Raw genomic sequence first — 12340 nt, forward strand, 5'->3', positions numbered from 1 at the left:
ACAACAAAGAATGGCAGTAAAAAACTTACTAAAACAGGAGCGAGTGGATTTTATTCTACAGCGCCTAGAAGAACTCTACCCGGAAACTCCGGTCCCCCTTGACCACAAAGACCCTTACACATTACTGGTGGCCGTATTACTTTCGGCACAGTGCACCGATGAGCGCGTCAACCAGGTAACGCCCGCACTCTGGTTGCTGGCAGACAACCCGGTAGGCATGGCACAGGTACCGGTGGAAAAAATCCAAGAGGTCATCCGCCCCTGTGGCCTGTCCCCGCAGAAATCCAAGGCCATCAGTAAACTGTCGCAAATTCTGGTCAATGAATACCATAGCGCAGTACCTGAAAATATGGCTGCACTAGAAACCCTGCCCGGTGTCGGCCATAAAACCGCCAGTGTGGTGATGTCGCAAGCATTTGGACATCCGGCATTCCCGGTGGATACCCATATTCACCGACTTGCCCAGCGCTGGGGGCTCACTAGCGGAAAAAATGTTACCCAAACTGAAAAGGATCTGAAGCGGCTGTTTCCCAAGGAAAAGTGGAATAAGTTACATTTGCAGATTATTTTCTACGGCCGGGAATACTGTTCCGCACGAGGCTGTGATGGCACCGTATGCGAAATCTGCACTACCTGTTATCCCAACCGCAAAAATCCCAAGAAAACCAAAAAGGCGTAACTGTGATTACTCTGTACGGAATTAAAAACTGCGACACTGTAAAGAAAGCCCGTAAATGGCTGGAAAAAAATGGGGTTGATTATCAATTTCACGATTTCCGAGAAGATGGAATGGATAATGTACCCCTTAAAGACTGGCTGGAAAATTTCGGCTGGCAGGAAGTACTAAACCGCCGTTCCACCAGCTGGCGCGCACTTACTGACGACCAGAAAAACAGCATGAATAATGACATCGCCCTAGCATTGGTCAGGGAAACCCCAACACTGATCAAACGCCCGGTAACCACCAGCGGTAACAACACCCATTTCGGTTTTAAAGAGACCGAATTCGCCCAACTCGCCAGCAAATCCAACTAGGAGGAAAATATGAGCGATATTTACAGTATTGGGTTTGGCGTAGGCACTTGTAACAATAAGGGGGAATGGCTGGAAGTCTACTACCCCAGGCCTCTGTTTAAGCCCGATACGGGTGTAGCTGCTGTAATCAAGGAAACCCTGAAGATCGGCGAAGGCAACTACAGCCTTTCTCTGGACCCAGCCCAACTGCATCCCCTGGAAAAGAAATTGCGCCAGTTGGGTGCCAACGATCAAGCAGACATCCTGCAACAATTTACTATCACCCAGCGGCCTCTGGCGGCGGTAGTACTCTCCACTGACCAAGCACCACAATCGCTTCCCGAAGCCTACTTGAAACTGCATCTACTCTCCCATCGTCTGGTAAAACCCCACGAAACTAATCTCGATGGCATCTTCGGTAAATTAGCCAATGTAGCCTGGACCAACCAGGGAGCCATCGACCTGGAGGAACTACCACAGCGACAATTGGAAGCGCGCTTAAAAGGAGAGCACCTGGAAGTTTCCTGCATCGACAAGTTCCCCAAGATGGCCAACTACGTGGTACCTACGGGAGTGCGTATCGCCCACACCGCGCGTGTGCGCCTCGGCGCCTATCTCGGCGAGGGCACCACGATCATGCACGAGGGCTTCGTCAACTTTAACGCGGGCACCGAGGGACCGGGCATGATCGAAGGCCGCATCTCGGCCGGCGTATTTGTCGGCGCGGGCTCCGATCTGGGTGGCAGCAGCTCCACTATGGGTACCCTCTCCGGCGGTGGGAACATAGTGATTTCTGTGGGCGACAACTGCCTGCTGGGAGCCAATGCCGGTATCGGCATCCCCCTGGGAGATCGCTGCACTGTGGAAGCGGGTTTATATATCACCGCCGGAACTAAGGTGGCCCTGCTAGATGACAGCGGCAAACTGGTCGAGCATATCAAAGCGCGCGAACTGGCCGGAAAATCCGACCTCCTGTTCCGCAGAAACTCTACCAATGGCGCCGTTGAATGTTTAACGAATAAGAGTGCCATTGAGTTGAATGCAGCACTGCACAGCAATTAAAACTTGCTTCGGCGGGGCCCCAGCCCTGCCCACTCCTTACATCTATAAATTCTGATAACAGCGCACCTTATCGACTAAAAGGATTACTCCGTGACCCCCACACTGCAACTGGCCTTTGAACTCATCCGCCGTCGCTCCGTAACCCCCGAGGACGCAGGCTGTATGGACCTGATGATTGAGAGACTGGAAAAAATTGGGTTCAAAGTGGCAAAGCTGTGCCGTGGCGATACCGATAATTTTTGGGCGGTGCGCAACGGGCAAAGCAAAAGCCCACTGCTCGCCTTCGCCGGTCACACCGATGTCGTGCCGAGCGGGCCGGAGGAAAACTGGAGCAGCCCACCCTTCGAACCCGAAATCCGCGATAACTTTTTGTATGGTCGCGGCGCGGCCGATATGAAGGGTTCACTGGCAGCAATGGTGGTGGCCTGTGAGGAGTTTATCCATCAGCACCCCGATCACAGCGGTCGCATCGCCTTTTTGATCACCAGCGACGAAGAGGGGCCGGCAATCAACGGCACAGTCAAAGTCGTTGAGTGGCTCGAAGAGCAGGGAGAAAAAATAGACTGCTGTATTGTCGGTGAGCCCTCCAGCAGCGAGCGCGTCGGCGATATTATCAAAAATGGAAGACGCGGCTCCCTGGGCCTTGAATTAAAAGTCTTCGGTGTGCAGGGACATGTGGCCTATCCACATCTGGCGGAAAACCCAATTCACAATTTGGCCCCAGCTCTTGCTGAACTGGCCGCAGAAGAGTGGGATCAGGGCAACCAATTTTTCCCAGCCACCAGCTTCCAGGTTTCCAACATCAGCGGAGGTACAGGAGCAACCAATGTGATTCCCGGTGAGGTGGATCTGCTCTGTAACTGGCGCTTTTCTACAGAATCCACCGCCGAAGAACTGGAGGCCCGTGCCCGAGCAATCCTGGATAAGTACAACTTAAAATATGAAGCGAACTTTAATTTGTCCGGCCATCCCTTCCTCACTGCCGAGGGTCCACTGGTCCACGCTGTAGAGCAAGCGATTCAAAAAATCACAGGAAAGGAAACAGAATTATCGACGGCCGGGGGCACTTCCGATGGCCGCTTTATCGCTCCAACAGGAGCGCAGGTAGTGGAACTGGGGCCGGTCAATGCCACTATTCACAAAGTTGATGAGAGAGTCAAAGCCGACGATTTGGATATACTTAAGGAAATTTATCGGGAAGTACTTAGGGAGCTTCTAACCTGAGCTTACTGACCCAGACGATAATTATTTATTAATTGCACGGACTATCCCACTAAATACACGGATCGGCTTATTCGCCTCCTGCCCGACCGTCTCTGCGGTATGCTCCTTCCGATAACAAAATGGAGGAGCCCGCAGATAATGAACAGACTATTGAAAATAGCCGCGGCGATATTAATCGCCAGTCCTACCCTCGCTGAAGAGCAACCCACTAACTTCAGCTATGAGGATGTATTCAATCTCGAGTATGCCAGCGACCCTCAGTTCAGTAACGACGGAAAGAGTATTTACTACGTCCGCAACTCCATGAACAAAATGGCGGACAACAAGCGGGCAAACCTATGGCGCATCAGTGCCGACGGCAAGGACCACCGCCCACTGACCTCAGGAGATTACGCTGATTATTCGCCGCGCCTATCCCCGGATGGTAAAACAATCGCCTTTATCAGTTCCCGCAGCGGCAGCCCCCAGATACACCTATTGTGGCTCGATAACGGTCAAAACCTGCAGATCTCCCACCTGCCAAAATCCCCTTCAAATATTCAGTGGTCAAGGGACGGCAAACAAATTGCCTTCACCATGTTTGTGCCAGAGAGCAAACCTCTGCCGGTTGAACTGCCCGGAGCGCCCGAGGGCGCCGAGTGGGCAAAATCACCCCAGTTTATCGACCGCAGTATTTATCGTGCGGACGGTATGGGTTATCTCAAGCAGGGGCACACCCAAATATTTGTCATCTCCCGTGAGGGCGGCACGCCGCGTCAGCTTACCAGCGGTGAGTTCGACCACAACAGTAGTCTCGCCTGGAGTAAAAACAACGACGCTATTTACTTTTCTGCAAACCGCCACCCCGATCACGAGATCGAACTGATGAACTCTGAAATTTATAGAGTAAATCTCAAGGATGGCGACATTGAGCAGATCACCGAAAGATTCGGGCCTGATCACCATCCGCAGATCTCCCCCGATGGTAAAAAGCTTGCCTACCTGGGATTTGAGGATCAACGGCTCGGGTACCAACAACACAGCCTGCGCATCATCGATCTCGGCAGCGGCGAGTCTCGCAAAATCCAAACCGCAAAAGACCGCAGTATCTCCAGCTACCACTGGCTAGGCGACAGTAAACGTATCGCTTACAGCTACGACGATCAGGGCTCCACAAAAATTGCCATTAAAAAAATTAGTGGCAGTGACACTGTAGTCGCCAGTGATGCTGGCGGTCTATCGCTGGGGAGACCCTACTCGGGCACTCACTTTGCCACATCCAAGCGCGGAGCTATTGCTTACACGCAAACCAATCCACAACATCCGGCAGAGCTGGCTTTGGCCCACAATGGCAAAGTAAAAGCGCTGACCAGCCTCAATAACGATGTGATGCCGCTGCGCAATATGGCCCGCGTGGAGGAGATCAATTACAAGTCCAGTTTTGATGGCCGTGATATACAGGGCTGGGTCGCCTACCCGCCCAACTTCGACCCGAAGAAAAAATATCCCTTGCTGTTGGAAATTCATGGCGGGCCCTTCTCTAACTATGGCCCCCGGTTCGCCGCAGAGGTGCAACTTTTTGCTGCCGCAGGCTATGTGGTTCTCTATACAAACCCCCGAGGCTCCACCAGCTATGGGCATGAATTTGCCAATCTGATTCACCACAACTACCCGAGCCAGGATTACGACGATTTGATGGCCGGCGTGGATGCAGTCATCAACCAGGGTTTTATCGATGAGGAGCAACTGTTTGTTACCGGCGGCAGCGGGGGCGGCACCCTAACAGCCTGGATCATCGGCAAAACCGATCGATTCCGAGCTGCGGTCGTTGCCAAACCAGTAATCAACTGGGAAAGCTTCGTCTTGACTGCGGATTATTCCAGGTTCTTTACTAAGTACTGGTTCTCAGGCATGCCCTGGGAAAAACCGGAGGAATATCGCCGCCGTTCACCACTGACTTATGTGGGCAATGTCACTACGCCAACCATGCTGCTTACCGGAGAGGAGGACTACCGCACACCGATGTCTGAAACAGAGCAGTTTTACCAGGCACTGAAGTTGAACGATGTGGAAGCTGCAATGGTGCGTATCCCAGGCGCCTCTCACAGTATTGCCGCGAGACCCAGCCAGATGATTGCTAAGGTAGCCTCTATCTTGTACTGGTTTGAACAGCACAAGCCTGAGCGAGAGAGTCAGGACTTAGTAGTGAATTAAGATTAATTTCCTGTTTTTTAGGTCAGGACGAACTTTCTAGACCCGTCCTAACCATTTCCATTAATAGCCCTATCACGCATAATTATGAACCTTCAATACAAGGGCAACATATATGCGCAAGCTTTTATTTTTCGCTTTTCTTTGGCCGCTTTTCGCATTTGGCACTCAGATACCTCTATCGGACCTAATACGCCATGCAGAAATTGAGGAGGTGAAAATATCTCCAGAAGGCACCCACTTAGCCATCAGAAAAATCCATAAAGGCGAGAGAATTTTACTTTTTTTATCCCTTGATGACTTTGAAATTACAGGAGGCTTACGGCTCAAAGGAAAGGATGAAGTTGGACATTTTTATTGGGCCAACAATGAAAGAGTTATCACCGAAGTTATGTCGCGCAGAGCTGCCTTAGAAACTCCAATCTTCTATGGAACCCTGTTTGCAGTAAACTTCGATGGATCCAAAGCAAAAAATATATTTGGATATTTAGCAAGCGAGATGCAGACTGGCACACGTTTAAAAAGAGCCAAAGCAACATATGCGCATGCAACAATTATTGACACTCTTCCAGAAGATAAAAACAAAATCTTACTCTCAACATCACCTTGGGCAAATGACTGGGAAACAACAGGAGAAATCCTAAAGGTAAATATTTATAGTGGTGTTAAAACTAGAATAACAGGGCTGCCTCAGGTGGGCCGAGCCCATAGTGATGGACTTGGCAATGTAGTTTTCGCCACAGGCAGCAATAGAAAAGGCATTCGTGAAATCTATAAGAAATCCCAAAAAGGGTGGGAAAAACTTGAAAATCCTCTCTTGACCCGCGGTTGGCCAACAGGCAGAGACTCTGAGACCGGTGACTTCTACTTTTTAATAGACCGACCCAATAACACAGAGCAACTAGTTAAATTTAATAACAAGACAAACCAACTAGCTCCAATATTTTCCCACGATAACTCCGACATTAGCGGAGTAATCCACCACCCTGTAAGTGAAAACCCCATCGGTGTCTACTTAAACCCCGACTATCCTGAAGAGCACTTTTTTGATGAGGGAGATGGGTTTGCAGCTTATTTCCGTGGCTTAAAAAAGGCTTTTGAGGGCTACAGAATCAACTTTACAAGCTTCACTAATGACGGCTCTTTAGGAATACTAAAAGTTTATGGAGACCGACTCCCAGGGGATTATTTCTTAGCAAATTTGAAGACTAAGAAAGTAGACTTTCTATTATCATCATCAGAATGGCTTGCCCCTGAAACTCTAAACTCAATGCGAGCTGAGTCATTCGTCACCACGGACAACATGAGAATAGGCACCTATCTGACTTTCCCCAAAGGACAAACTAAAAATCTGCCTATGGTAGTAGTACCACATGGAGGCCCCCATGCCCGTGACTACTGGGGATATGACCAAGAAGCACAAATACTTTCCCAAAATGGCTACTTGGTTCTCCAGGTAAACTTTCGTGGCTCAACAGGATACGGCGACCACTTTTACACTGCCGGAGAGCAAGAGTGGGGAGGAAAAATTCAAAAGGATATAGCCGATGCAGTTCATTGGGCAGTAGAGAAAGGCTATGCAGATCCAAGAAAAGTTTGTATTTACGGTGCCAGCTTTGGGGGCTACTCTGCCCTAATGAATCCGATCAGATATCCAGACCTGTATAAATGTGCGGCTGGCTATGTGGGTGTTTATGACTTGGAGATGATGTACAAGAAAGGGGATATCAAGCGTCGTGATAGAGGGTTAGCCTACCTTAATAGGGAACTGAGTAAAGATAAGAACTTCTTAAAGGAAAACTCTCCAATCCACAACACCGATAAACTCAATATCCCCTTGTTTATTATTCACGGTGAGAAAGATGAGCGTGTACCTGTTGAACATGCTGAGGAGCTACTGAAAAAACTTGAAAAAGAAGGGAAGCCTGCAAAAAGCCTTATTGTTGCCAACGAAGGGCACGGATTTTATAGCGAGGAGAACAAGATGAAGCTTTATACCGAACTGCTCGCCTTCCTTGATAAAAATATCGGCATTGGGTCCGCAGAAAAATCGCCAACGAAAAAACAGTAACGAGCTAACGCAAATCTTTTCGACACCAGTCAAGTTATCAACTGGTGTCGCCAATACACAGCCGAACAGCCTGGCTTTTAGTGGAGGTGCCCTGAAGACTTGAAAGACTCTTCGACTGGACTGACTTCCTCGTCAAAGCCATGTGACAATACAAAATAAAAAATTACCTGCATCTGCCCTTGAAATTCGGTAACCAAATCAAAATTGAATTCCCCTCGTTCACCAGGGTTCACTCGAACAGTGGATACATGCGCAGGTTCGATAAAGAATTCTGCTACGGGGCGCTTTCCTCGGATAACCTGAACGAGCAAGGTGCGGGCATCCTCCTCAGCAAAGCGCCAATAGTAGTCATCATCATCGTAAACTACTGAGTCTGTACTCCCGGCACGAAGGATACAGTTGGGATGTTCGGCCAACCAAGCCCAGAATTCTTTAAAGGGTATTGCCTGATCCATGCAATTTTAATCATCCAACTCAATGATGCTGTCAGCACCACCATCAAGATTGAATTCATCAGCAATTTGTTTGCACCACAGGTTAAGGCGCTGAGCAGTCAACTCTTCCTGTTGATCCTCATCGATAGCGAGGCCCATAAATTTGCCCTCACCTTCGACCTCCGCCTTGGAAGCTTCAAACTCATAGCCTTCAGTAGACCACAAACCGACAATGGTCGCTCCTCGCCCGACAATCACATCGTGCAACATGCCCATAGCGTCGAGGAAGTAATCGCCGTATCCGAACTGGTCGCCCAAACCGTAAAGGGCCACGGTCTTACCGCTAAAGTCGATTTCCTGCACATCTTCCCAGAACTCCTCCCAATCGGACTGAATCTGGCCGAAATCCCAGGTGGGAATACCAAAAATCAGCTGCTCGTAGTTGGCGATATCCAGCTGAGTGACATCGGCAATATCAAACAGATCTACCCTATCCTCACCCAGGCGGGCGCGGATACGCAGGGCTATAGATTCAGTGTTGCCTTCGTCGCTGCCATAAAACAAGCCGATTTTGCTCACAGTCACTCCTCTCTGCCCTAACCGGGCCACACTAGACACCTATTTGCGGGGCGGCGTATTCTCCCAGCAATAGCGGAATGCAGCAAGCTGACTCTGAAAAGCAAAAGCAGGGGAAACAAAAAGGCCCCCTTGAACGGGGGCAAAGGGTTATGAACCTACCGGGCCTCTGGGGAAGGGCGCGCCCGGTGGATCGCACAAGGAGTCTATAGAAGGGTAATCAGGAGTCTGAAGAGCGGCGCTCAAGGCGGCCTTCGCGCCATTTCATTCGGCGCTCTTTGCGCTCAGCTTTTAGCTCTTCAAACTTGGCTTTCTGCTCATCGGTGAGAATCGCCTCAAATTGCTGGCGCATCTGGTAGTGACTCTGCATTTGCTGTACCTTCAGCCGACCCAGTTCGGCACCCAGCTGATCCACTGTAGCCTGGTCAGCACCGGACTCTATCGCAGCATGGATTTGCTTTCGCAGAGCATTCAGCTGTTCACGCTGGGCATTTCTCGCCTCACGGGTACCATCGCGGTTGGCTTTTAGCTGTGCCTTTTGTCCCTCGGTCAGCTGCAACTCACGGGCCATGTGCTCAAAGCCGCGCTTGTGGTGATCCCCACCCCCGCCAGACGCCATCGTCGCTGCGGGGAAAGCTAAAACACCCGCCAGGGCCAAACTGCTTACCGCCAGTTTCCAGTTCTTCATCATTCTGTCCTCTCGTTTGCATTCAGTGATTTCATAGTAAGTGTGGCCTGTGTAAACAGGGGCAAACCGGGGTAAACAATTGTTAAGAACGGTAAAAAGCCCACAGGGCTGCGATAACTAGCGCCAGTGCTTTGCATATAATGGCACCACAGCAACAGAGAGAACGCCATGAGCCGAATCCTCCTGATCGATGACGACACAGAATTGACCGACCTGCTGAGGGAGTTCCTCACCGGCGAAGGCTTTGAAGTAACAGCGGCCAATGATGGCGGCCGGGGGCTTGAGCTGGCACAGAGCCAAAACTTTGACGCCCTGGTACTGGATGTAATGCTTCCAGTACACAACGGTTTTGACGTGCTGCGTAAACTCCGCGAAGAGGCCTCCCCAACGAGTAGATCCCTGCCTGTCATCATGCTCACAGCCAAAGGCGATACCGTGGATCGCATTGTGGGCCTGGAAATGGGGGCCGATGACTACCTGCCCAAACCTTGTAATCCACGTGAGCTGGCCGCGCGCCTGCGCGCTATATTGCGCCGTGGGCGGGTTGAAATAGAAGAAAATGACGACAGCCTTAGCAGCGGTCAGTTGCGACTTTTACCAGCTGAACACCAGGCCTATTGGAGCGAACAGGCCCTATCCCTCACTGGTGCTGAATTCTCAGTACTCAAAGTGCTGGTGCAGCACGCCGGGGATGTGGTTGGTAAAGAGGTTCTGACCGAAAGTGCACTAGGGCGCAAGCTTATGCCCTACGATCGCTCAATCGACGTACATGTGAGCAATATCCGTAAGAAGCTCGCCGACAAAGGCGCCAGCCGCGATCTGATTATCAATATTCGCGGCGCTGGCTATATGCTCACCCAGGCCAAGCAGTAGGTAGTATCAAAATGCGCAGCCTCTTCTGGAAAATGTTTTTTGGCGCATGGATCACCGCCATGGTGATGGTGGTTGCCGCCATTTACATTACCCATTTTGGCGAGTTTGGCGACCCACGCCAGGAGGAGCGCTGGGAGGGGCCCGCACTATTTCGAGAAGTCATGCGCAATATGCGTATAGCCCGCCGCCATGGTCCTGAGCAGTTCCAGCACTGGCTGGAGCGAGCGCCTAAGAAAGTCCAACGCCGCGTCTACGCGGTGGACCACCTGGGCAACGATCTGCTTGGGCGCCAGGTTCCTACCGATATGAAGCCTCTGATCAACAGCCTGGATTACCGCAATCGCGAAGCGCACATGTTAGTGGACAATAAACCCACCGTGGGCTTCTTCCTGCCACTACGCACAGGGGACCCTCTACGCATCGCCCTGGTTGCCGGCGATAGCAAGGAAGGCCTTTTGCTGCGCTTCCTATGGCGCAATTTCTGGCCCATGCTGCTGCTTTCAATGATCGCTTCCGGAGTTGCCTGCTACTGGCTGGCCAGCTACTTGAGCCGCCCCCTTGAACAGCTCCGAACCGCCACCAGACGAGTCGCTGCCGGTGAGCTGGACTACAGGGTTGCTCCGAGTTTGCGCACCCGCAACGATGAACTGACTGACCTTGCCCTCGATTTTGACTCAATGACCGCACAACTGCAGGAGTCCATGTCCGAACAGCGCCGCCTGATCAAGGATGTTTCTCACGAGTTGCGCTCCCCCCTGGCTCGGCTCCAGGTAGCTTTGGCTATCGCCCGCCAAAAGCAGGTGGCAGGGCTTGACACCGAGCTGGACAAAATCGGCAAGGCTGCGGATTACCTGGAGGATATCATTGCCGATGTATTGTCCCTGCCAGTCAGTAGCCAGGAGCAGCGTCCACTGGATGATGTGGTCGAGTTGAACAGCCTGCTTTCGGCATTGATTGATGATCTGCACATAGAAGCTGAGGAAAAAAGCCTGAGCTTTGATGTGAGCACCACTGGCGAAGAGCTTTTAATCGCTACTCGCGGCAGCTCACTGACCGCAGCACTGGAGAATATTCTGCGTAATGCCATCAAATACAGCCCCTCAGGCGGCCTCGTACGAGTACTGGTAGAGGAGTCCGGAGAATCCTGTAGCATCTCTGTAATCGACTCTGGCTCAGGGGTCGAGGAGGATGAACTGGAGGCTATTTTCCGCCCCTTCTATCGAACGGACAGCGCACGCACCCGGGAGAGTGGTGGCTTTGGCCTGGGTCTGGCTATTGCCCAACGCACTCTGCTGCACCATGGAGGCAGTATCACTGCGCGCAATAGCATTGGTGCCGGCCTGTGTGTCGAGATTCAGCTGCCACTTCTGCATATCACCGACGATTGAACGGCGCAAAAACTGCTATAAACAATCTATCGCCAGCACGGGCTGGCGATCATGACTATTTGACCGCCAATAGCAAAGGACCCTGCTATGCGCTGGATCATCTATATCCTCATATTCCTGGTATTGTTACTGCTCGCCGGATATCTGTTCCCTCGAGAGGTAAGCCTTGAGCGGAGCGTCTATATCGATAAGCCTCCCCAGGCCGTCTTTCCCTACGTCAATAATTTTCGCAAATTCAATAGCTGGTCCCCTTGGCGCAATATAGACCCATCTATGCAATACGATTACAGCGGACCTGAAGAGGGCGTGGGCGCGGAAATGAGTTGGCGTGGCGAGAACTCGAAGGCAGGCAGCGGCAGCCAGACTATCACCGCCAGCACGCCAAATTCTATGGTCCGCACCAAACTGGCTTTCGGTGATGGTAGCACTGCGGAGGCGGAGTTTAAGCTCCAACCCGAGGGTGAAGGCACCAAGATAACCTGGGCCTTTATGAGCGATACAGGAGGCGGCCCCAGGGAACGCTGGATGGGCCTGGCTGTGAAAAAAATGGTAGGTGAGTCCTACGAACACGGACTGTCAAAACTTAAGAATTTGTTGGAATCCAGTACTGATGCAATTGAGGGTCCGACGCCCGGCGGAGCAGACCAGGGGAGCAGCAATACTACAGACTCCGTCTCAGATATTCCCTCGGATGTTGATGATGCTATGGGGGGAGGCCCGCAGGGTGTTCAATCGGAAATGCAAAACCAACAGCAGGAGGAAGCTGGGGAAACACCGGAGAATGAACCCCAATCACCATAGACCGCGCTACCAGCCTCAT

Annotated in this window: 12 protein-coding genes; 9 read left to right on the forward strand and 3 right to left on the reverse strand. The window is 51.4% G+C overall.

The features are described 5' to 3' along the window. Window positions 1-10: 10 nt before the first annotated feature. From nth to G367_RS0112820, 6 genes are all read left to right on the forward strand, one after another. The gene (gene nth / locus G367_RS0112795; protein WP_020413531.1) at window positions 11-679 is read left to right on the forward strand and encodes an endonuclease III; all 669 of its coding nucleotides are present in this window, start codon (window positions 11-13) and stop codon (window positions 677-679) included. A 2-nt stretch (window positions 680-681) separates the two neighbouring features. Then, complete coding sequence (locus G367_RS0112800; protein ID WP_020413532.1) at window positions 682-1035, forward strand: ArsC family reductase; 354 nt, start codon at window positions 682-684, stop codon at window positions 1033-1035. Window positions 1036-1044: 9 nt separating this feature from the next. Continuing rightward, on the forward strand, window positions 1045-2076 hold the full coding sequence (gene dapD / locus G367_RS0112805; protein WP_020413533.1) for a 2,3,4,5-tetrahydropyridine-2,6-dicarboxylate N-succinyltransferase: 1032 nt from the start codon (window positions 1045-1047) through the stop codon (window positions 2074-2076). 90 nt (window positions 2077-2166) lie between these two features. Further along, window positions 2167-3300 carry a succinyl-diaminopimelate desuccinylase gene (gene dapE / locus G367_RS0112810; RefSeq protein WP_020413534.1) on the forward strand — a complete coding sequence of 378 codons (1134 nt, stop codon included), beginning with the start codon at window positions 2167-2169 and terminating at the stop codon, window positions 3298-3300. 138 nt (window positions 3301-3438) lie between these two features. Next, complete coding sequence (locus tag G367_RS0112815) at window positions 3439-5493, forward strand: S9 family peptidase (RefSeq protein ID WP_020413535.1); 2055 nt, start codon at window positions 3439-3441, stop codon at window positions 5491-5493. A gap of 112 nt (window positions 5494-5605) precedes the next feature. Then, window positions 5606-7561, forward strand: coding sequence for an alpha/beta hydrolase family protein (locus tag G367_RS0112820; protein ID WP_020413536.1), 1956 nt, complete (start codon window positions 5606-5608; stop codon window positions 7559-7561). Between the two features lie 77 nt (window positions 7562-7638). Here G367_RS0112820 and G367_RS0112825 read toward each other — a convergent pair whose 3' ends face one another. From G367_RS0112825 to G367_RS0112840, 3 genes are all read right to left on the reverse strand, one after another. After that, window positions 7639-8016: a hypothetical protein gene (locus tag G367_RS0112825; protein ID WP_020413537.1), complete on the reverse strand. Its 378-nt coding sequence runs from the start codon at window positions 8014-8016 to the stop codon at window positions 7639-7641. Between the two features lie 6 nt (window positions 8017-8022). After that, a complete protein-coding gene (locus tag G367_RS0112830; protein ID WP_020413538.1) occupies window positions 8023-8574 on the reverse strand; it encodes a flavodoxin in 552 nt (183 codons plus the stop codon). Between the two features lie 217 nt (window positions 8575-8791). Next, a complete protein-coding gene (locus G367_RS0112840) occupies window positions 8792-9262 on the reverse strand; it encodes a Spy/CpxP family protein refolding chaperone (RefSeq protein ID WP_020413540.1) in 471 nt (156 codons plus the stop codon). A gap of 165 nt (window positions 9263-9427) precedes the next feature. On the opposite strand from G367_RS0112840, the gene G367_RS0112850 reads away from it, so the two are divergent. The 3 genes from G367_RS0112850 (at window position 9428) to G367_RS23825 (ending at window position 12321) form a co-directional block, all read left to right on the forward strand. After that, window positions 9428-10132, forward strand: coding sequence for a response regulator transcription factor (locus G367_RS0112850; protein WP_020413542.1), 705 nt, complete (start codon window positions 9428-9430; stop codon window positions 10130-10132). 11 nt (window positions 10133-10143) lie between these two features. Next, on the forward strand, window positions 10144-11520 hold the full coding sequence (locus tag G367_RS0112855; RefSeq protein WP_020413543.1) for an ATP-binding protein: 1377 nt from the start codon (window positions 10144-10146) through the stop codon (window positions 11518-11520). A gap of 87 nt (window positions 11521-11607) precedes the next feature. After that, the gene (locus G367_RS23825; RefSeq protein WP_020413544.1) at window positions 11608-12321 is read left to right on the forward strand and encodes an SRPBCC family protein; all 714 of its coding nucleotides are present in this window, start codon (window positions 11608-11610) and stop codon (window positions 12319-12321) included. Window positions 12322-12340 lie beyond the last annotated feature (19 nt).

This window comes from Microbulbifer variabilis ATCC 700307 (assembly GCF_000380565.1).
Taxonomy (GTDB): Bacteria; Pseudomonadota; Gammaproteobacteria; order Pseudomonadales; family Cellvibrionaceae; genus Microbulbifer; species Microbulbifer variabilis.

Coding starts and splice junctions, on each gene's coding strand:
- G367_RS0112815 (WP_020413535.1), top strand. CDS start 3,439: ATGAACAGACTATTGAAAATAGCCGCGGCGATATTAATCGCCAGTCCT.
- G367_RS0112855 (WP_020413543.1), top strand. CDS start 10,144: ATGCGCAGCCTCTTCTGGAAAATGTTTTTTGGCGCATGGATCACCGCC.
- G367_RS0112820 (WP_020413536.1), top strand. CDS start 5,606: ATGCGCAAGCTTTTATTTTTCGCTTTTCTTTGGCCGCTTTTCGCATTT.
- G367_RS0112840 (WP_020413540.1), bottom strand. CDS start 9,262: ATGATGAAGAACTGGAAACTGGCGGTAAGCAGTTTGGCCCTGGCGGGT.
- nth (WP_020413531.1), top strand. CDS start 11: ATGGCAGTAAAAAACTTACTAAAACAGGAGCGAGTGGATTTTATTCTA.
- dapD (WP_020413533.1), top strand. CDS start 1,045: ATGAGCGATATTTACAGTATTGGGTTTGGCGTAGGCACTTGTAACAAT.
- G367_RS23825 (WP_020413544.1), top strand. CDS start 11,608: ATGCGCTGGATCATCTATATCCTCATATTCCTGGTATTGTTACTGCTC.
- G367_RS0112850 (WP_020413542.1), top strand. CDS start 9,428: ATGAGCCGAATCCTCCTGATCGATGACGACACAGAATTGACCGACCTG.
- G367_RS0112825 (WP_020413537.1), bottom strand. CDS start 8,016: ATGGATCAGGCAATACCCTTTAAAGAATTCTGGGCTTGGTTGGCCGAA.